General features: G+C 41.1%; 17 protein-coding genes and 1 pseudogene. 15 read left to right on the top strand and 3 right to left on the bottom strand.

Annotation, left to right across the window (positions count from 1 at the left end):
* The first annotated feature begins 180 nt into the window (after window positions 1-180).
* From LQ203_RS20280 to LQ203_RS20245, 8 genes are all read left to right on the top strand, one after another.
* A complete protein-coding gene (locus LQ203_RS20280; RefSeq protein WP_230160741.1) occupies window positions 181-1476 on the top strand; it encodes a uracil/xanthine transporter in 1296 nt (431 codons plus the stop codon).
* A gap of 326 nt (window positions 1477-1802) precedes the next feature.
* A complete protein-coding gene (locus LQ203_RS20275) occupies window positions 1803-2054 on the top strand; it encodes a heterocycloanthracin/sonorensin family bacteriocin (RefSeq protein ID WP_230160739.1) in 252 nt (83 codons plus the stop codon).
* A gap of 144 nt (window positions 2055-2198) precedes the next feature.
* Entirely contained in the window at window positions 2199-4136 is a 1938-nt protein-coding gene (locus LQ203_RS20270; protein WP_230160737.1) for a putative thiazole-containing bacteriocin maturation protein, read from the top strand.
* On the top strand, window positions 4133-6076 hold the full coding sequence (locus LQ203_RS20265) for a TOMM precursor leader peptide-binding protein (RefSeq protein WP_230160735.1): 1944 nt from the start codon (window positions 4133-4135) through the stop codon (window positions 6074-6076). Before LQ203_RS20270 ends, LQ203_RS20265 begins: the two co-directional genes overlap by 4 nt.
* Window positions 6077-6099: 23 nt before the next feature.
* Window positions 6100-7668 (top strand): SagB family peptide dehydrogenase, encoded by a 1569-nt coding sequence (locus LQ203_RS20260; protein WP_230160733.1) that lies wholly within the window; start codon window positions 6100-6102, stop codon window positions 7666-7668.
* A gap of 205 nt (window positions 7669-7873) precedes the next feature.
* Complete coding sequence (locus LQ203_RS20255) at window positions 7874-9304, top strand: PLP-dependent aminotransferase family protein (RefSeq protein ID WP_230160732.1); 1431 nt, start codon at window positions 7874-7876, stop codon at window positions 9302-9304.
* A 714-nt stretch (window positions 9305-10018) separates the two neighbouring features.
* On the top strand, window positions 10019-10213 hold the full coding sequence (locus LQ203_RS20250) for a hypothetical protein (RefSeq protein ID WP_061464872.1): 195 nt from the start codon (window positions 10019-10021) through the stop codon (window positions 10211-10213).
* A gap of 405 nt (window positions 10214-10618) precedes the next feature.
* Window positions 10619-11068, top strand: a complete 450-nt coding sequence (locus tag LQ203_RS20245; protein ID WP_230160730.1) for a YfmQ family protein — start codon at window positions 10619-10621, stop codon at window positions 11066-11068.
* A 386-nt stretch (window positions 11069-11454) separates the two neighbouring features.
* Here LQ203_RS20245 and LQ203_RS20240 read toward each other — a convergent pair whose 3' ends face one another.
* A complete protein-coding gene (locus tag LQ203_RS20240) occupies window positions 11455-12297 on the bottom strand; it encodes a MurR/RpiR family transcriptional regulator (RefSeq protein WP_230160728.1) in 843 nt (280 codons plus the stop codon).
* Window positions 12298-13063: 766 nt separating this feature from the next.
* On the opposite strand from LQ203_RS20240, the gene aspA reads away from it, so the two are divergent.
* From aspA to LQ203_RS20230, 4 genes and pseudogenes are all read left to right on the top strand, one after another.
* On the top strand, window positions 13064-14494 hold the full coding sequence (aspA, locus tag LQ203_RS20235; RefSeq protein WP_230160726.1) for an aspartate ammonia-lyase: 1431 nt from the start codon (window positions 13064-13066) through the stop codon (window positions 14492-14494).
* 254 nt (window positions 14495-14748) lie between these two features.
* Window positions 14749-14952, top strand: a complete 204-nt coding sequence (locus tag LQ203_RS27720; protein WP_356714906.1) for an EamA family transporter — start codon at window positions 14749-14751, stop codon at window positions 14950-14952.
* A 466-nt stretch (window positions 14953-15418) separates the two neighbouring features.
* Window positions 15419-15586: pseudogene (locus tag LQ203_RS27715) on the top strand (EamA family transporter); the annotation flags it as partial.
* Between the two features lie 2 nt (window positions 15587-15588).
* The gene (locus tag LQ203_RS20230) at window positions 15589-16509 is read left to right on the top strand and encodes an aminopeptidase (RefSeq protein ID WP_230160724.1); all 921 of its coding nucleotides are present in this window, start codon (window positions 15589-15591) and stop codon (window positions 16507-16509) included.
* 108 nt (window positions 16510-16617) lie between these two features.
* Here the strand turns inward: LQ203_RS20230 and LQ203_RS20225 are convergent, their stop codons facing one another.
* Window positions 16618-17310: an N-acetylmannosamine-6-phosphate 2-epimerase gene (locus LQ203_RS20225; RefSeq protein WP_230160722.1), complete on the bottom strand. Its 693-nt coding sequence runs from the start codon at window positions 17308-17310 to the stop codon at window positions 16618-16620.
* Between the two features lie 31 nt (window positions 17311-17341).
* Window positions 17342-18877, bottom strand: a complete 1536-nt coding sequence (locus LQ203_RS20220) for a maltose/glucose-specific PTS transporter subunit IIC (protein ID WP_230160720.1) — start codon at window positions 18875-18877, stop codon at window positions 17342-17344.
* A gap of 435 nt (window positions 18878-19312) precedes the next feature.
* On the opposite strand from LQ203_RS20220, the gene LQ203_RS20215 reads away from it, so the two are divergent.
* The 3 genes from LQ203_RS20215 (at window position 19313) to LQ203_RS20205 (ending at window position 21844) form a co-directional block, all read left to right on the top strand.
* The gene (locus LQ203_RS20215; RefSeq protein WP_094246708.1) at window positions 19313-19663 is read left to right on the top strand and encodes a DUF2294 domain-containing protein; all 351 of its coding nucleotides are present in this window, start codon (window positions 19313-19315) and stop codon (window positions 19661-19663) included.
* 192 nt (window positions 19664-19855) lie between these two features.
* The gene (locus tag LQ203_RS20210) at window positions 19856-20893 is read left to right on the top strand and encodes an ABC transporter substrate-binding protein (RefSeq protein WP_230160718.1); all 1038 of its coding nucleotides are present in this window, start codon (window positions 19856-19858) and stop codon (window positions 20891-20893) included.
* 21 nt (window positions 20894-20914) lie between these two features.
* Window positions 20915-21844, top strand: a complete 930-nt coding sequence (locus LQ203_RS20205; protein WP_230160716.1) for a nucleoside hydrolase — start codon at window positions 20915-20917, stop codon at window positions 21842-21844.
* Window positions 21845-21857 lie beyond the last annotated feature (13 nt).

The following is a 21857-nucleotide window of genomic DNA, read 5'->3' as shown; positions in this document are numbered from 1 at the left end:
TCCCATAGATTCCATGCATGATAGCGGTTACTATTAAAATATTGCTAGCATGATGATCAGGGGGAAGCGTCTTATTAACATGGGTATTGTCCTGCGCCTTCGCTTAAGGGGAAGGCGATGGAAGGAATCCTGTATTCACCATAAGCTTGAAAAGCATCATGTTCAAAGGAGATGGAAACTATGAAAAGCTGGGGATCATCTGTGACTCTATTTTCTTCTTTTCAATGGTTGTTTTTTATTTTTGCAAATACGGTAGTAGTGCCGATATCGATTGGAGCAGCATTTGATCTTCCTTCCAATGTCACGGAAATGACCATGAGAAGCTCGCTTATATTCACTGGGATCGCTTGTGTCATCCAAGGTTGGAAAGGGCATAAGTATCCAATTATGGAAGGTCACTCTGGTTTATTGTGGGGAGTGATGTTGAACTTAGGATTATCTGCACCATCGATAGGGCTCGGTTATGCTGAAATAGGAGGGGGGATAGCTACCGGCCTCATTGCAGCAGGTATCGTGACCCTGATTATTTCTGCCTTCAACCTGATTTCTTACGTCCAGAAGATTTTCACCCCGATGGTCATGACCGTTTACTTATTCCTTCTGACGTTTCAGCTCATTTTCGTTTTTTTTAAGGGGATGCTGGGAATTACGGAGAATGGGGAAATTAACATCCCGGTCAGTTTTCTATCATTGGGGATTGTCTTATTAGTAAGTATATTAAAACTAAAAGGCCCAAGGACCATAAGCAATTTCTCCATATTGATCGGGATTATCGTGGGATGGATTTTTTACGCGCTGCTATTTCCGGATGCGGGGGGAGAAATGGGCACTACGGGTGCCGCTTTTTCATTTTTCCCATTAGGTGCTCCAAACTTGGAATTCGGGATAATAGCGATTTCCTTTTTTGCAGGATTACTGAATTTGTGCAATACGTTCGCTTCCATTCAGGCCGCATCGGAATTAATCGGTGATGAAGCTGAACACAAGCAGTATCGAAATTCTTTATTTATGACTGGTGGTTTTACCATTTTCGCTCCGGTACTTGGCCTTGTTCCATACACGCCTTTTACCTCATCCATCGGATTTTTGCAAAGTACGCAAATCTATGAGCGAAGGCCGTTTTTATTGGGAGGCACGCTGTTGACCATAATTGGATTGCTTCCTCCTTTAATCTCTTTCCTTGCTACCATGCCAATAACCGTCGGGAATGCTGTATTGTTTGTTGCTTATCTTCAACTGTTTGGAACGGCTTTCAATAGCGTCAAGGATGAGCATTTTACTTCGGACACGATATTTAGGCTTGCCGTACCCGTATTGATCGGAGTGAGTTTGATGAACATCTTGCCCACCGCATTTGCGGGCGTTCCCATGCTTTTACGGCCCTTTTTAACGAATGGGCTCATTATGGGAGTATTGATATCCATAGTGCTGGAAAAATTGGTGAACTGGAAGCAGTATGAACCGCAACAGAATTAAGGGTATGTTCCATTTACCTGATCGATGTGTGTACATATAATGATCCACCATTGAAATAAGGAAAAAGAAGAAGCTAATGAACTTGTACTATCAATAAGAGTAGAACATGAAAACCGGAAGGATATAACCTTCTGGTTTTTTGTTTTTTCATTTATCTTTTAATTCTATGGAAAATAGGCTTTTGAATCAGTGGCAATCCCCACTAGCCTTACATATTTTGTTGAAGGGAGTGCATGACATGGTGTGGATTCCCGGACTACTTTTCTTCTGTTTCTCTTTTTGCTATTAGGCGTCACATTATTAATGAATATACGGAGGTAATATAAATGAATGAGTTCCAAAATCAACTTCAAATGTTGAATGTAGACAATTTTCAGGTGAGTCAGCCAGTTCCTTGGGAGCAAAACCAGTACAATTTGGATGATTCGTCTCGACAATTCATTGGTGTGGGTGGTGGCTTTGGTTGTTTTGGCTGTTTCTTATGCTTTGGCTGCTTTGGTTGCGGTGGCTGCGGTCGTTGTGGTGGATGCGGACGCTGCGGAGGGTGCGGCGGTCGTTGTGGACGTTGCGGCCATTAAGGATTCAGGTCTTCTAAACAAAAGTCCCTGCATGTGCAGGGACTTTTCTTATTGCAATAGACATAAGAGACAAATTGTCGTACATAGGATAAAAGTGAAGTGATAAAGCAGGACTTAGAACAGCTTCGGGTTAGGAGGAGCAGAATGGGAAATTTGACCCCTTCTATGCGTCTGAAAGTGAAAAGGGACACTTTTTTTCTCCCTGAACCAAACAGAGGTGTGTATTTCCGGAATAACATAAGTTCGTTCCATATGGAGGGCAGCACGATCGTCCAGTGGATTGAAAAGTTATTGCCGATGTTCAACGGGGACCATACGTTAAGTGAATTAACAGATGGATTGCCAGGTCCATATCGGAACCGCGTGATGGAAATTGCCGAAGTTTTGTACAAAAATGGTTTTGTTCGGGATGTAAGTCAGGACAGTCCTCATCAATTGGGGGATCAGGTTCTTGAACACTATGCGTCCCAAATTGAGTTCCTGGACAGTTTTGGCGATTCCGGGGCTCGCCGTTTTCAAGCTTATCGAAAGGTAAAGGCGTTGGCAATAGGCTCTGGACCATTGTTCCTTTCAATGGTGTCTTCACTGATGGAATCCGGATTGTCTAAATTTCATATCCTCATTACGGACACGGTACCGACCGATAGACAAAGATTAAAGGAAATTGTTGCTAATGCGCGTAAAGCGGACGATGAGGCAGCGATAGTGGAGGTCAAGTTAAAGGGTGGTGGAAGGAATTGGGAGGGAATTGCAAGGCCGTTTGATTCGATATTATATGTGTCACAGGAGGGTGATATAGAGGAAGTAAGAGAGCTTCATTCGGTTTGCAGGAAAGGGAAAAAGGTACTGTTCCCTGCAGTGATCATCAATCAAGTTGGCTTGGCAGGTCCGCTTGTCCATCCGGAATCCAAGGGTTGTTGGGAGTCGGCATGGCTTCGTTTACATCAAACTGTGCTGGAAGAAAATCAGAAGTCTTCCTCTTTTTCCTCCACAGGAGGAGCCATGTTAGCCAATGTAATGGTATTCGAGTGGTTTAAAGAGGCTACAGGTGTTACTACAGCAGAACAAGACAATCAATTCTATCTGTTGAATATGGAAACATTGGAGGGGAGCTGGTACCCGTTCCTTCCTCACCCGAGGGTCACGGGTCAAGGGACTGCTAAATGGATTCATGATGTTGATCAGCGGCTCGAACAAAAATCAGGCAGGGGTGAGCCTGGTAAGGTGTTTTTGCATTTCAGCCGGTTGACATCAAGGCAATCTGGAATCTTTCATACTTGGGAAGAGGGAGATTTAAAACAGCTGCCGTTGGCTCAATGCCGCATTCAGGTTGTTGATCCGTTGTCTAACGGTCCAGCGGAACTTCTGCCTGATATTATCCGTTCGGAACTGACTCATGAGGAAGCAAGGAGGGAAGCCGGTCTTGCAGGGGTCGAAGCGTATGTAACCCGAACACTCAGCCAGCTCATGTCGACTCTTCCTTCGCTTCCCGATGCAGGGGAAATAAAGGAATCGATTGGTGTTGGAGCAGGGGAAACATTTGTTGAATGTGTTTGCCGTGGGTTGCAGGGCAGTTTGGATGCAGAGTTTGGAAAACGACAATTCGGTCAAGAGGATCTTGTATCGGTGCAGTTGGGGACAGTGGAAGATGAACGCTGCCAGTACTATATACAAGCGTTGACCCGGCTGCAAGGTGAACCGATCATCGGGCTGGGTAAGAATGTGTCCGGGTTCCCCGTGGTATGGGTCGGTACAAGTGACGGCTGGTCTGGGGCTGTTGGGTTGAATGTAACCATCGCATTACGGAACGCCTTACAAAAGGCCGTTATGAAAGTCCAAAATCAGACCGTTTGCCTCACAGCTCCAGATTTATTGGTTTCGCCTGAAGTAAAGGTCCTGCAAAACCTTGTGATTCCTTCATGCGAGGTTACAGCGAATTCTGAGATATTGCAGTCCGCCATGCATGTCTTGGAGAAGAACAAGAAGCAAATGTTCGTTTTTGAATTAGAACTGGAACCTTACTTGAAAGAAGAACTGGCAGGGGTATTTGGGGTGTTTTTGCGAGAGGAGGAAACAGGGTGAAAGCTGACGTATTGGTTGTCGGGGAAGGAGTGTTGGCTGACCATGTTTCAGGAGACTTGTCCGGCCAATATCAAGTCAATCGCCAATCCGATTTCGAGGCAGGAATCCCACAAACGACTGCTTTGGTCCTCGTGCTGCAAGATGCTTGGAATCCTGCTGTCCATCAAAAGGCGGAGGAGTTGTTAAGGCCAACAGGCATTCCTTGGCTGCGAGGGTTCGTATCATTTGGAGAAGGAGTGGTCGGTCCGCTGGTACGTGCGGATACTCTGGGGTGCTCGCAGTGTGCAGACCTTAGGCATCTCATGGCAGGACGTGATCGTCAAGAAATGTTGGGAATCCGCAAACAGCTGGAAGAAAATGGAGGGATTCAGCGTGATGTGGCGGCTTCGCGCACTGGCCTTTTACAGATGGCTCACCTGATTGGGGCAGAGGTAAGGAAGGTGATGAAAGGAGATCGGGCCCGTTCGGAAGGGCGTATATCATTAATCAACCTGAAAACGCTGAATGGTTCGTGGCATTCGTTTTTACCTGATCCATTGTGTCCAGTGTGCAGTCAATTACCGGATGACTCGAAGGAACGCGCAAGGATTTCGTTAAAGCCAAGTCCGAAAATCAGTCCTGAAAGTTATCGAACCCGTTCAATGGAAGATTTAAATAAAGTTCTGGCCCAGGATTATTTGGATCATCGCACGGGATTCTTGAATAATAAAATGATAGACCTTGTACCGCCATTTGCCGATGTAAGTGTTAATTTACCTTTGCTCATAGGAGATGAGGGGACGGCAGGCCGGACTCTTTCATATGCCGCAAGTGAAATGACAGCCATATTGGAGGGCCTGGAAAGATATTGCGGAATGGAGCCCCGTGGGAAACGTACAGTCGTGCATGACAGCTACAACAACCTGAAGGATCAAGCACTGAATCCCATCAAAATAGGAGTACACTCGAAGGAACATTATGCACAGCCGAATTTCCCGTTTCGACCGTTTAACCCTGACCGCTCGATAGATTGGGTCTGGGGCCACTCATTTTTGCAAGAGCGTCCGATCCTCGTTCCAGAATTGCTTTCCTATTACAGCTTGGGCTGCGGAGATGGGTTTGTCTATGAAACCTCCAATGGTTGCGCTTTAGGGGGAAGTTTGGAGGAGTCCATTTTCTACGGCATCATGGAAGTGGTGGAACGTGATTCGTTTCTATTGACATGGTACGCGCAGCTGCCCCTCACACGGCTTGACCCTTATTCGGCAAATGATAAAGAGCTGGAGTTGATGATTGACAGGGCAAGGGCTGTGGCGGGATATGATATCCATTTGTTTAATTCCACAATGGAACATGGTATACCGAGTGTTTGGGCATTGGCAAAAAACAGGAAACAAAAAGGGTTGAATATCATATGTGCAGCCGGGGCGCATCTGGACCCGATCCGGGCGGTGAAAAGCGCGGTTTTCGAGTTGGCAGGCATGATGCTGACCCTTGACGATAAATTGGAAGAAAACCAGGAGGAGTTTGTAAAAATGCTGCATGATTCCTCACTGGTAACGAAGATGGATGATCATGGCATGCTATACGGTCTACCGCAATCGGAAGAGCGACTGCAGTTTCTGCTGGATGATGACCGTCCAATGCGAACGTTTGATGAAGAATTCGAGAAAAGGGTGATGCATTCGGACTTGACCGATGATCTGCAAGACATTCTTCAAGAGTTTCGTCGATTGAAACTAGAGGTAATTGTGGTGGACCAAACGACACCGGAAATTGAACGAAATGGATTACATTGCGTGAAAGTGCTGATTCCGGGAATGCTGCCGATGACATTCGGCCATCATCTTACCCGCGTAACAGGGCTTGAGAGGATTCTGAGGGTTCCAATGGAACTCGGATATGCAAAAAAGCCGCTTGAATTCGACCAGCTCAATCCGCATCCGCATCCGTTTCCATAAGCGGTGACTTAGGAGGTAGGAGGATGAGGCTAGAGGCATTTCTGCACAATTTGCATTTTGACATCGAAAAGGCCAGTCCGCAGGATTGGAAAGTGGATTGGGATGATGCACCGCTTACGTATAAGCTTTACCGTGACTTGCCCGCATTTCCATTGTCACTGGAGGTGCCGCTGACGATTGAAGGGGCCAGCATCCCCACAAAACACGACCTCAAAGGAATCGGCCATTTTCTATGGTATGCATATGGCCTTACCCAAATCAGTCAGTCTTTGAGGTCCACCGATCAAGAGGACCTTATGCAATCATTCCGGCGTTTTCCGCCTTCAGGGGGAGGGTTGTATCCCAGTGAATTGTACGTGTATTTGAAGATGGAGGAAGTGCCTGCTGGCGTTTACCATTATGATGCGGCACACCATCAGTTGGTGTTGTTGCGAGAAGGGGATTTTGATTCATATTTAACCATGGCCCTTGGTGATCGCTGTGATGTGTCCGCTTGTTTTGGCATGGTTTTTGTATCGACGATGTTTTGGAAAAACTTCTACAAATATAATAATTTTTCATATCGTCTGCAAGGGCTGGACGCGGGCGTACTCATAGGGCAGTTACTCGAAGGGGCTAAACGGTTTGGAATCGCATCTGAGGTGTACTTCCAATTCCTTGATCGGGCCATCAATCATCTGCTTGGGTTATCGGAAGAGGAAGAGAGCACGTATGCGGTGATTCCCTTATCGGAAGAACTTGCAAATTGGTGTACGGAAGAAAAGATGATAGACGGACCTGTCACTTCGACACAATTGTGCCAGGAATTGACGGATATCCATCCAAAACATTATGTACGGTCGCAGAGGATCAGGGAGTATCCGATGTTAATTAAAATGAATGAAGCTTCCATGATCGAATCCACCCGATCATTTCGGCCGATCCATACTAAGAAAGGGGAGGAGTGCGAAGGACATACGATCGCTCTTCCTATCGTGAAGCGATTGTCCTATGATTTTGCTTCTGTTTGCAAAAAGCGGTTTTCACCTGAAATGGACTTCATTTTAGGAAAGGTAAGTCAAGTAAAACTGGCGGCTCTCCTGCAAGAGGCAACAGCTTCGTTCTCGTATCGAAATGATTTGGATGAAACAAATGAAAACCATGTAGATCGCGTCTCCTTATATGCTTGTTTGTATAATGTGGAAGACATTCAAGATGGTGCCTACCATTATGACAGCACGACACATTCATTACGACTGATACAACCAGGTGATCATCGGCTCCACCTGCAATACGGATTGTCCCTGGATATCATGAATTTTCAGCAAGTACCGATTTGCTTACATGTAGTTGGTGATCAGGATTATTTCAAAACGCAACTTGGATATAGAGGATACCGTATCCAACAAATGGAGGCCGGGATGCTTGTCCAGCGCTTACTGATAGCGGCGTCAGCTCTTGGAATGAACGGGCATCCCCTGCTCGGGTTTGATGTGAATAGTAGTGATGAACTTTACAAACTGGGAGGTATTCAAGGGAAAACGAGTTTAATCCAAATCCCGATCGGATACTATCGGGATCGCCCTTGGCTGAAGGGGAGTCTGCATGGTTGAAAAAGATGAAACGAAAGCCTCCATTTCATTTAAGAAATGGAGGCTTTCGTTTTTATTTTGTAGTACAGCTTCTATCCTAAGAGTGCAATAATCTCGGCTGAAGATTATACTGGAATAAAAGCTTTTACTACTTTTGGGAATGGATAAGTATATAACGTTAATAATTTAGTACGCTTTTAACTAAACATTTTAAAGGATGTAGCTTATGGAATGGGAAACTGACAGAAAATCCAAGAAGCCTTTATATAAACAAATAGCAGCTTACATCGAGAGTGGCATTGCTGATGGAACATTTTTATTGGATAAGCCGCTACCGTCTGAACGCTTCTTGGCAAGTGAACTGGGAGTTAATAGAAGCACAGTTGTTGCGGCTTATGATGAATTGGAAGCAAATGGGCTAGTTGAACGAAAAAAAGGAAGCGGAACGATGATCAGCAAGGATATTTGGGGAATTACTCGTAAACGTATACCTAGTTGGAATAGATATATCGAAGCGGGTTCTTTTTTGCCCAATATGCCAGTAACCCAAAGAATACGTAAAGAGACGGAAGGGCATAACCTTATTAACTTAGCTAGTGGGGAGCTTTCAGAAGACTTATTTCCAGTCCAATCCTTGCGTGAAATCATTTCTAATAGGTCCTTCATTGGTAGCCTAGGTTATGATCACCCTCAAGGCAATGCGGTTTTAAGGGAAACGATAACCAATCATGTTAAACAGTATAGGAGAATTGACACGCATCCATCTTCTATACTCATTACTTCTGGTGCACAGCAAGCCATACATCTGGTGGTCCAATGCTTGTTAAAGCCAGGAGATGCCGTTGTATTGGAAGATCCATCATATAGTTACAACCTTCCCATCTTTCAATCCGCGCGGCTAAGAATTTTTCCTTTACCAGTTGATAAGGATGGCATCAACCCAGAGGATTTACTGGAACTCCATAAAAAACATCGGATCAGGATGATTTTTTTGAACCCTGTATTTCAAAATCCTACAGGAACTGTCCTTCATATCAACCGTCGTAAAAGGATTCTTGAACTTTCATCCGAATATGGAATACCGGTCATAGAAGACGATCCTTATAGTTTAACTTCCTTTGCTGGGGAAGAAATTTCCACTCTAAAATCGATGGACAACAACGGAAATGTTTTATATATAAGCTCTTTGTCAAAAATTGTTGCATCCGGTTTAAGAATTGGGTGGATTATAGGACCAAAACCAGTTATAGGGAGACTATCTGATGCTAAGCAGCAGGTTGACTTCGGTCACGGCTCATTCACTCAATGGATAGCAAACGATTTTTTGGATTCAGAGTATTTTCCTGCCCATATTGCCTACTTAAGGGGGCAACTGGAAAAAAGAAGGGATGCAATGGTTTCGAGTCTTCAACAATTCCTGCAAAAAAAAGTTGATTATTATTCGCCAAATGGTGGAATTCATTTGTGGTGTAAGCTGAAAGTGCCATTGAACGAAATAAAGTTACTGGAGGAATCTATCAAAAGAGGAGTCATATACGTTCCTGGTTCAACACTAGGTACGAATAAGGAATACGTACGCTTTACTTTTGCAAGGGAAAATGAGGATTCCATTCACGAAGGCATCAAAAGGTTTGCAGAGGCTCTACAAAGTTTATAATCATATGCTTTAATATTCACAAGAGAGAATCATGACAAAGTCATGATTCCAAACTGCAGTGGATGAAAATCAAGTTGAACTGCCCCGTAAATGTTAGACACCAAACTAACATTTACGGGGTGTTTTTTTATGGCTTGTACAATTTAGACGTTGATTTCCACTCCAGGCACTCGCTTTCCGCGGGCGGTCCGCCCTCGGCTTACGCCTGCGGGGTCTCCCGTAGAAGCGCTTTTCCCGCAGGAGTCTCGCACCTTCCTCTCCAATCAACTATTTATAAACTTTAGATAGGTGCCATACCCGAGGAGTTGAAGGTGTTGTTTTTAGGATCATCATTTGATAAAAGTTACGTTTTCCAAACTCCTTTTGTCCTTTTCGATGAAGTAAGTTAGGTCTGAGTTCTTACTATACGTGGTATCTTAGCCATTTCTTCAGTGGCGCTTTGCACTTTTCTATGTATATTAACGAAAGAATTCAACAAGTGGATGGGGGAAATTTCACTTGATTGGATGGTCCTAAAATTGGTTGTTCTTTTATTATAGAGAAGTAGGCTTATTCTAATATATTTACTCAGTAAAAAACGAAGAGCGATCTACCTGGACAATTTAATATTGACATGCAAATGGGGAACGATTTTTTATGTAGTTACACTACGATGAGAATCGGAATAATTTGAAATGGTTCAAGGAAATAGATAATACTGGGAGGCGTTAAATCATGACGATAAGTGTAATATTAGTAGTAGCCATTAGTTTAGTTGCTCTGGTTGGTACCCTTTCGTTAACGGGAAAGAGTGATAGTGATTATTCTGCTGCAACGAGAGGGAATTTGTTGAACCTTAGTTATATTTATATTGGTCTTGCCCTAGTATTAACTGTGGGCATCATTTACTTCGTCATAAAATTAGCCTAAGATACCACTTGAATGATTATTATAATATCAAAATGTACAGAACAATAGGCGTAATTGTATAAAGGTCATGTCTTGTTCGAGTGATTTACAATACCATACTCTATTTGTGAAAAATTGTGAATTTATTCACGAATATGGCAAAAATGTGAACGAAAAGAATCTGATAGATACGTGAAAAAAATCACCTTTGTAAGCTGTGTGAACAATCAAATGAGAATTTTGTCATTTAAGGATAAAAAAGTTAAACGAAAAAATATATTGATTGAGTTTGATTATGTTTTGTGCCCTCCTTCAAGTACAACTTTTCACCAAAAATGAAACGTTAATAGAACGGTCACTTCAAAGTAAAACTGACCGCCTCTTTCATTTAATAATTAAATAATAACGTAGCGGAGATGATCAAATATGACATTGCCTGTTTTGATTTTAACAATTATCTTAAGTTTGCTTAAATTATTAGTTACCTGTCTTCCAACCGATGCAGTGAATTGGATGATGAGTAAATTTAAAATACATTCAGAAATTAGTGACGCGAATGCAATCGTAACCTTTGATGGAAAACGTTTGGAAGGTGAAGACAAAATTCAAGTAATTAATTATTTTAACGAAGCAAAGTTTCTGAAAAAAAATCATATATTCCCAGGGAACGAGAAATTGTTTTTACATCCAGAGAACAGTGGGATTCCAATAACAATTGATACTAAAAAAGGAAAAAACGATGTTAGATTATTTGTGTATATTTACAACGACCACGTGGATGTAGTCAAACAGTACAAGAATAAAGTAGTTGCGTATTGTCTTCTTTCCGAGAGCCTCCAAGAAAGTTCCATGCCAGTAATAAGGAATTTAGTTTAAAAGGAACATAAAAAAAGACGTCTCTTAAAGTGAACTGCACCCCAATTGTTAGTAACATCTAACCAATTGGAGATGCAGTTTTTTTATGATGAATAATGAAAATGACTTTCGGTCAGGTTCAGCTAAAAAAACAAACTGATAACTTCCAGCCCTACCATCATATCACCAACAATGGATTTGCCCCATTTTCCGCCAATCTTAAATCTGTAGTTGTACGGGCGCTGTGGGGGAGTCGCTTTTATAAGAATATAAGAAGGGTGAATCCATATTTTGGGTGATTTTGCCTGTGTGCAGTTGTAAATAAAATCTCAAAAAATAACCAATGGATTTTGTATAATTCGTGTATTGGTGAGAACATGTACTTTTTTTAACGGATCGGCCAAAAGTCAGTCGTTCTCGGTTAATACCTTTAAAGTCTTTTCTCTAATGCTTATCCTGTTTTTATAATCTTTTGCGACTAACTCTGTATATAGTAAATCAAAAAGTAATAAGAGCGGAAGAAGAGGAGAGATGTTCTGTCCCATATGCATGCTATTTTTGCTCGTGACCAATAGTGATATGTCACCCAGAAGTGAGAGCTCTGAGTTTTTATCGCCTGTAAATACCAAGATGAGCGAGCCTTGTTTCTTAGCGATTTTAACTGCGCGAATTACTTCTTTTGTTGCTCCGGAAATGGAAATGCCGACAACAACGCTATCCTTGTTACATAAAGCCGCATCCATCATGGACTGGTGGGGATCCGTAATAGCTTCGACAGGTAAGCCGATTCTGAAAAATTTGGATTTAAATTCATGGGCGGCTATACCTGAACTCCCTATTCCATAAACATGTATCTTCGATGCCTGTGTAAGGAAGGATACCGCTTTTTGGATATCGTCATATATTGTTATATGAAAGGTATGATCAATGATCCCTAAGTGATCTTGATAAAGTTTAGCGAAATAATCCACCTGCATGATGTTCTTCATATGTATCGGTGTATTTCGGAGATCCACGAACCTCTTTAACTCATGCCTAAATTCATTAAATCCAGAAAAAGCTAATTTTTGGCAAAAACGTGTAATCGTTGCTGGCGAAATATGAAGCTTTTTAGCTATTTGACTAATGGTTAACGAACTAACTTCTTCAGGGCGTTCTAGAATATATTTGGCTAGTTCTTCTTCTGTTTTGGTGAATTTACCCATACTGCACTCAATGCCATATATGAGGTTTTCTGCTAGATATTCCATCTGATCACCCATTTCAAATTTCTTAAAGTATCCCTTCCTTAGTTTAATGTATCCATTAGGGACGTCAATAACCGATTTGTTTAACATGAATGGAAGGGTGCAACAGAAAAAAATTGAAAAAAAGATCTTTTAAACAGCTGCTATGATATTATCCCAATGTAGACAGTGTAAAAAGGATCATGATCAAACATGGATGTTGACTTTTATGGCAGGGGTTTCATTTTGGAAAAAAAGGGGCTTGTTTTCAATATCAGATGAACTAACGATACAAGGTGTAGCATGAAATTGAGAACGAAAAGCCAAGACTCGTGTTAAGAATAAATTTACCTTTTTATTGCTTCTATATATTAATTTACCTTTATATTGCTCCTATATATTAATAGAAAATGGAGTATAATTAGATTGTTCATTTACCAAAGAATAAGGAAGTAGAGTTTAGATGCTTCACTGATGTTGCTTTGGATAATGTACCCCGGAACTAAAGCCAAATAATTGAAAGTTAAGGTAGTGATGGTATATCATTTCACAGTGATACATTTTGGGAAATAGAATAAGTTGGCCGGGTATGGAATATTTGTTGTCATTACTATATGATATTAGAGGACTTGGGGCGATGAGCATGTCAATATTCGTTCCAAAAATAGAAATACGGTGCCAATCGATCCTAAACGGAAGGTGATATTCTGCAAAAAATGGGATTCACATAAGATGAAGGAATGAGGAAACACCTATTACAGAAATATTAAAACATGGGGGAACTGGGGAAATGATGATAGACGAGAGAACATGCAGAATTGAGAAAGACTTTCTTGGTGAAAAGGAAATTCCATCAGATGTTTATTATGGAATACAAACTTTACGCGCTGTAGAAAACTTTCCGATTACAGGTTACAAAGTCAATGAGGAAATGATTCGTGCATTAGCCATGATAAAAAAAGCGGCAGCCTTAGCAAATATGGACACAAAACGTTTGTATGAAGGAATTGGAAAAGGCATCGTTAAAGCTTCAGATGAAGTGATCGATGGAAAATGGCATGAATATTTCATCGTTGATCCAATTCAAGGTGGCGCTGGTACTTCGATGAATATGAACATTAATGAAATCGTTGCCAACCGAGCTTTAGAATTAATGGGACACGAAAAAGGTAACTATGCAAAACTTAGTCCAAACAGCCACGTTAACATGTCGCAGTCGACTAATGACGTATTTCCAACCGCTATTCATATATCAACACTTCGACTGCTAGAGCAGTTAATTCAGTCAATGACAAAGATGAGTTCGGTTTTCAAGGCAAAAGCAAAACAATTTGATCATGTTATCAAAATGGGCCGTACGCATCTTCAGGATGCAGTGCCAATTCGTCTCGGCCAAGAATTTGAGGCATATAGTCGCGTGGTAGAGCGAGATATTAAGAGAATAAGTCAATCACGTCAACATTTATATGAAGTGAATATGGGAGCAACAGCGGTTGGAACTGGATTAAATGCAGATCCACGTTACATCGAAAATGTGGTTATTTATTTAGCTGAAATTAGTGAATTGCCACTTGTGGGTGCGGAACATTTAGTGGATGCAACACAAAATACGGATGCTTATACTGAAGTGTCCGCTGCATTGAAAGTATGTATGATGAATATGTCTAAAATTGCTAATGATTTACGTTTGATGGCTTCAGGGCCAAGAGCTGGATTAGCGGAAATCATGCTTCCTGCACGTCAACCAGGATCATCAATCATGCCTGGAAAAGTAAATCCAGTAATGCCGGAATTGATCAATCAAGTTGCTTTCCAAGTAATTGGGAATGATAATACGATTTGCTTAGCGTCAGAAGCAGGTCAATTGGAATTAAACGTTATGGAGCCAGTACTTGTATTCAATTTATTGCAATCAATTAGCATCATGAATAATGCGTTCAATGTCTTTACGGATTATTGTTTAGAAGGTATTGAAGCGAATGAGGAACATTTAAAAAATTATGTCGAACAAAGTGTTGGAGTGATTACAGCAGTCAATCCTCACCTTGGATATGAAGTGGTTTCACGTATTGCGCGTGAAGCGATTTTAAAAGGCAAATCAGTTCGCGAACTTTGCTTACAGTATGATGTGTTAACAGAAGAGGAATTAGATTTAATTCTAAACCCTTACGAGATGACCAAGCCTGGTATAGCGGGTGCTTCTCTTTTCGATCGAGAATAACAAATAAATGAGTAGATAACTTTAACATATATTGAATATTTATCGGAAGAACTATGTCTATTAACATAAGTGTTAAAGGCATAGTTCTTGTTTTTTATTTTTACTTGATTTTTTTAAAGCATAAGCTATTTAGTGAGATCAAAGTGAAATGATAACCTTCGATCAACTGCACGCATTGTCGCAGAATATGTATAGTAGAGGTGATCCGGTTTTCCGGATCTCTTTTTCTTAAACTTAAGGAGAAGGATGAAAAAATGCTTATCACTGCTCTATTCCTTTTAAGTCTTCTATGGGGGTCGACGTTTTATTTTACAAAATTGCTTCTCCCTGATTTTCTTCCCGTTTCGATTGTGTTTTATCGATGTTTATTTGGAATGATGGCTTTATTACCCTTTTTGTTATGGGGAAAATCAAAAAAAGACTTTCATAGAGTTCCTACTCTCTTATTAATAACATGAATAAGTGCAGGAATTCCGTGGGTCTTCATGAGCATAAGCTTAAGAGGTCTCGATACGACTATCGGAGGGGTTCTGAATGCATCAGGTCCAATATTCGGGATTGTTTTGAGTGTGTTAATTTTTAAAGTCCCTGTTACTTGACTTGAATTATGGAGCGTGCTGGTTGGCTTCGGTGGAATTTGCACGACATTGATAGCTGGGATGAATGGAAGTGCTCCATTCCATTTTGGGCCAGCAGGACTGCTTTTAGTGGCAGTTTGTTTCTATTCCATGTCTGCCGTGCTGCGAAGTATTTGAAGCATTGTTCGCTTATCACTCTTTCATTTATGACAATGCTTGTAGGCAGTATTTACTCTGGCATATTCATGATGTTTGTTGAGCCGAAAAGTTTTCAGCATTTCAATGATTTGAAACCATTTTTACTGTTCATTGTTTTGGGTATGGTTAACTTAAACCAGGCGGGGCTCTTTTTGCATTGTTGGTTACTTATTTAATGCCAATTATGACCATTATATTAGGTGTTCTGTTTCTTGAAGAAAAGGTAAACGGCGGTATACTCTTTGGATTGTTGTTTGTGTTTACAAGTGTTTATATGATGAATAAAAAAATGTTTAAAGAAATGGGGAGTGAATAAGCATGAGCGAGTTACACACAATTGTTGCAAATATCATGGCAAATAATTTAAATGTCACTAAATCTGATTCCATTTTAGTATTAACGGATTATAGTACCTCTTTATTAGCAAAGAAATTCAGGAATGCTTTATCAACAAACGGTTGGAGTGCTTCTTTTTATGAAATGGAAGATCGAAAGAAATCAGGCGAAGAGCCACCGAAGGAAGCTTCTGATGAGATGCTGAAACATGATATTGTCTTTTGTTTAACAAAACATTCATTAACACATACAGTAGCACGGAAAAACGCGAACCTTCACGGCATAGGTGTGATTACAATGCCGGGAATTACGGAAGATATGTTTTTACATGGGGCAATAAATGCAGATTATAAACGAGTGGAAAAAGAAACATTAGCAATGACGGAAAGATTATCACAAGCTGAAAAACTAATTATAAAAACCGGAAAAAACCTGTTAGTGATACCGCTGCATGGGAGAAAAGGTGTTCCAAGTACTGGCGTTTTCAAAGAAAAATCTGCTTCGGGTAACTTGCCTTCAGGTGAAGCCTATATCGCCCCTGTAGAAGGCGAAGCAGAAGGACAAATTGAAATTAATGGTTCAATTGCAGGAATTGGGCTTTTGGAAAAGCCGATTGTTTTAACGCTCCAAAAAGGCAGACTTGTCGAAGCAACAGGTGAAGCGGGGAAGAAATTACTCTCACTCCTTGGAAATGGAGATGGAAGATTACTTTGTGAGCTGGGAATCGGGACAAACCATGCCGCAAGAGTAACCGGTAATATTTTGGAAGATGAAAAAGCCTACAATACGATTCATGTTGCTTTCGGTTCAAACCATACCTTTGGAGGCACGATCAAATCAAATGTTCATATTGACTGTGTAACTGTAAAACCGGAAATGGAATGGGTATTTTCTGAAACTTGAATACGACCCAAACACTTCCGGAAGTGTTTGGGATTATCGAAGCTTTGACTCCAGATAAAAAAGACCCAAACTGTGGCCAGTCTGGGTCTTTTCATTCCTATCAATTTTCTATTTTTGGATAGCATCTACGAATCTTTTAGTGATTTGCTGAGGTCTGGTAATGGCACCTCCCACTACTACTGCATGGACATTCATATCCAAAACAGAGCGAGCGATTTCTGGTGTGATGACGTTCCCTTCAGCGATCACTTTCGCTTTTTTCACTGCTTGTACTATCTCTTTGAGCAGAGCATAGTCATCCTGGTATATTTTCTGGCCGATCGTTTCGTTCGTATAGCCGTATAAAGTGGGGGCCACAATATCGAATCCTAAATCGTCAGCGTATACGGCTTCCTCAATGGTAGATACATCCGCCATTAGTAATACATCCGGATATTTTGCTCTTATTTCACAATAGAACTGATGTAACGTTTTACCATCCGGTCTTACCCGGGCTGTAGCATCCGTCGCTATGATTTCCGCTTTAGTTTCCATCAATGCATCTATTTCGGTCATGGTGGGCGTGATATAGACATCGTTTTGTCCATACACCTGTTTAATGATCCCTATGACTGGAAGGTCCACATTTTTCTTGATTTCTATTATGTCAGCTACAGAGTTTGCGCGAATGCACTTTGCACCGCCTTCTTTGGCAGCAATGGCCATGCGACCCATAATAAAAGAGCTGTGCAGCGGCTCATTCTCCAATGCTTGACATGATACAATTAAGCCTTTGTTAATTTTATCAATCACCTGTTGCATGTTTAACACGTCCTTATCGTTATCTATGTTCTCAATGACCCAAGAATTCTTCCACTTCGTTTTTGATGATCGTTACTTGGGGACCGTAAACTATTTGAATGCCATTCCCTTTTTTTACGACGCCTTTTGAACCGGTTTGTTTAATGACGTCCTCTTTTACCAATGATTCATCCTTTACCGTGACACGCAGACGAGTTGCGCAACAATCGACTATATCGATATTTTCCTGTCCGCCTAATCCATTGACGATGGTCTGGGTTCTCTCTGATGCCGTTACTTGTGTAACAGCGGTCTGTTCATCATCTTCGCGTCCGACCACTTTTAAATTCTTCTTCCTGATCAAGAATTTAAAAGTGAAGTAATATAGGAAAAACCATGGAATGCCGACGAGAAGTACATACACCCAATTGGTTTTACTGATACCCTGGAGTATCCCGAATAAAGTAAAATCAATAAATCCTCCAGAAAAGGTTTGACCGATCGTTATATTGAATATGTCTGCCATCATGAAGGCAAGTCCATCAAATAAGGCATGAAAAACATAAAGGATTGGAGCGACAAATAAGAAACTGAATTCAAGCGGTTCGGTGATGCCTGTTAAGAAAGATGTTAAGGCAGCTGAAAGAAGTAAACCGGCCACGATTTTCTTATTTTTAGGTTTAGCGCAGTGATAAATGGCCAGTGCAGCGCCGGGTAAACCAAACATCATCGTGATGAACCGTCCGGACATGAACCGGGAAACACCCTCATAGTACTTGACGGTAGTTGGATCGGCCAATTGCGCAAAGAAGATATTCTGGGTCCCGCTAACAATCTGCCCTTTAATCTCCATCGTTCCGCCTAAAGCTGTTTGCCAGAAGGGAAGGTAGAAAATGTGGTGCAACCCTAACGGCCCGAGCATCCGTAATATGAATCCGTAAAAGAAAGTCCCAATCGTACCTGTGCTCGTTACCAGCGCACCTAATTGGTTTATGAAAAGTTGGAAGTAAGGCCATACGATAAAAAGCACGGCTCCAACCAAGATGGACGCGAAGGAAACGATGATCGGAATGAACCGGGAACCACCGAAAAATCCTAACACCTGCGGAAGCTGAATTTTATTATATTTATTGTGCAAAAGTGCGGCAACGATACCTACTACGATACCGCCAAACACACCAGTCTCCAGTGTTTGGATCCCGACCGCCATTCCCTGTCCGGCACCTGCCAAATTCTCTTTGGCAAGTTCCCCGTTTATTTGAAGCAGTGCATTTATGGAACTGTTCATGACGAAATAGCCAATCATGGCTGCCAGTGCAGCGGTTCCTTTATCCGAACGTGCCAATCCTACTGCAACACCTACGGCAAAAATAACCGGCAAGTTGCCGAATACAATACTTCCTGCAGAACTCATGATTGTGAAAATGGCCTGCAGCCAAGCAAAGTCTAAAAAAGGATAGGCCTCAACTGTATTTGGATTAGAAAGCGCACCACCAATTCCCAGCAATAAACCGGCCGCTGGTAAAACGGCAATCGGGAGCATAAAAGATTTTCCGAACTGCTGCGCTTTCTCAAAAGCTTTCTTCATAAAAATTCCTCCCTTATTTAACGAGCCTTTGATACTCTCTATTTTTAGTCGATCTATACTAGCTATATTAAATCCCTATGATAGCGTTTTCAATACGAAACAGGATTATATCAATTGTTTTCAATCTTGCGCTTATTTCTCTGAAAAAGTTTTCAAAACAGGAATTCCCTAAAAATCCTTAAAGCTGATAAGTTATTTATTGATTTCTTCAGAGTAAAATTCCTATTGAATAATAGGGGGTGCTGATTTGGATATAAAGTTATATAAGTATAATAAAACCCTCATATACTTATCTTTATAATTCGTGAATTGGTGAGTAAATGTACTTTTTAATAAAAAAAAACATTTTTTTTGTGCGAAATCCGAATATTATCTTGTGCAATTAAGAAAAAGTATATATAATTACCTCAAATGATAGTTTGGCAGGTGATAGTCATCTTACCGATAAACTCTAACGAAACGAAGAAATTGCTTTCTCATATGTATAATGAGGTATCGAAGGAATTGTTCGGCTTTGGTACGACGCTGCTGAAGGTTACCGTTGAACAGAATGTGATTACATTTCAGGCCAAACATCGGCGTGCCCCGCGCTCTGAAGCTTTAGAAGGGGAAGTTCCCAGCCTGAAGCAGGAGGTTGACTTTCATATGTCCCTGCTTTATAAAAAGAAACTGAAACAAAAGCTGGAAACGCAAACGAATTGGGATATCGAAGCCGTCCTGAGGGATTATGACTCAGCGACGCAGCTGGCATTCACCAATATTGTATTGAAGGAAAAAATTATATAATCATATAAATGGATTTCACTTCGGATTTATCTGGAGGGAACGCCACAAGTGAGCCAAATGATAAGTTTTATCTTTGTTTACAAAGAAAAGACAATCTTGGGTAGAATTTAAATTCTATTTAAGATTGTCTTTTTTTACATTTATATCAGTAAAAAGGAAAGTTTAAACAATATAAAATTGGAGGTCTGGATGATGAAAAAAATATTAATGATGTTATCGCTTTTCACATTAGTTTTAGCTGCATGCTCTTCAAAGGAGGAAGGAAAGGAAAAACCAACAAAATTAGTCGTTTCCACGTGGGGATTTGCCGATGATTTCTTCCGGCCGGAAGTCTACGAACCATTTGAAAAGGAGCATAATGTCGAGATTGTCGTTGATTCAGGAAATAATGCTGATCGTTTGAACAAGGTACGCCAAGCGAATAACGATGTGGATGTTATCTATTTATCCGACTACTATGCACAGCAGGGCATCGATGAAGGGTTATTTGAGAAAGTTGACCATAGTAAAATTCCGAATATTGATAAAATATACGACAAAGCAAAAGCACCAAACGGCGCTGACTTTGGACCAGCTTATACCATTGCACAATTTGGCATTGCCTATAATCCCGATGAAGTGAGTAAACCGATTACCTCTTGGAAAGATCTTTGGAGCAAGGATTTGAAGGGTAAAATCACGATCCCATCCATCACTTCAACAACTGGACCGATGTTTTTGGATGCCGCTTCGAAAGTAAGTGGAAGTGAAGAGTTCAATGAAGATAAAGCATTTGCTCAAATGAAACAGATCATGCCGAATACGGTAAAAGAATATGGACAAACGTCAGAGTTCGTAAACATGTTCTCACAAGGGGAGATTGCAGCAGGCCCGATCATGGAAATGTATTTTGGCGATTTACAGGAAGCAGTTCCTAATGCTAAGTTCATTTCCCCAAAAGAAGGCGGCTACGCAGTCATGAATACGGTGAATATTGTTAAAGCCAGTGATCAAAAAGAATTGGCTGGGGAGTTCATGAATTACATCTTAAGCAAGGAAGTTCAGGAAAAATCAGCGAAAGCGAAAGTGGATTCTCCTGTCAATACGGAAGTCAAGCTCTCAAAAACGGAAGCGAAAGGCTTAACCTATGGAGATAACGTCATTAACAGCCTTCGTGTATTGGACATGAAGTTTGTAAATGAAGAATCTAAACAATGGATCGATCGTTGGAATCGTGAACTTACACACTAAGAAAGTAAAGAGGTGTGATTGATGAAGAAAAAAATGATTCTTGATGTGGATACTGGAATAGATGATGCGATTGGGATCATTCTTGCTGTTAAAAGCCGTCAATTCGACATATTGGCGATTACAACAGTAAACGGGAATGTATCACTCGATACAGCCACACTGAATACATGCAAAATATTGGATTTGTTGGGTGAACAGGACATTTCCGTCATAAAGGGGGCAGATAGCCCAATAATAAGGAGCCCCTTTTTTGAACACCGGATCCATGGGGAAGACGGGATTGGCGGAGCCTTGAAGGATGTGCCATCCATAAAGAAGCCGGATGATGGTTTTGCTGCTGATTTCATTATCAATTCCATTTTGAATTTTCCTGATGAAGTAACGCTTGTCATGACGGGACCTCTTACGAATCTGGCACTAGCAGTGAAAAAATGTCCGCAAATCACCAAACTTGTAAAAGAAGTCATTTTTATGGGCGGAGTTATAAAAGGGGTTGGCAATGTCACGCCAACCTCGGAATATAACACATATGTTGATCCTGAAGCAGCCAAAATCGTATTACAGGCGGGGTTCGAATCGATCACGCAAGTGGGTCTTGATGTCACGAGAAAGGTTCTATTGGGAGAAAAGCATATCGAATCGGTTCAAAACGATGTACTTTCTGACTATATAAGAGAAAGTACATCCGATTATCGGAAAAGGTATTTTGAACGTAACGGTATATGGGCTTGTGCCATGCATGATCCATTAGCTGTAGCTATCGCTCTGCAAGAAGATCTTGTCACTAGAGAAGAATATTATGTGGATGTTGAAACAAAAAGTGAGCTTTGTGATGGACAGATGGTTTGTGACTTTCAAAATCGGCTGATGAAGCCAGCAAATGTTCATGTTTGTCTAGACGTCAATGCGGAAGCGTTTTTCGACCTGTTTATTCGCATAATCAATTCATAAATAATACGAACAG

It is taken from the genome of Peribacillus sp. Bi96, from assembly GCF_918698115.1.
Lineage (GTDB): Bacteria > Bacillota > Bacilli > Bacillales > DSM-1321 > Peribacillus.
Note: the sequence above shows the minus strand (reverse complement) of the source record. Positions and strands in the feature narration are given on the sequence as shown.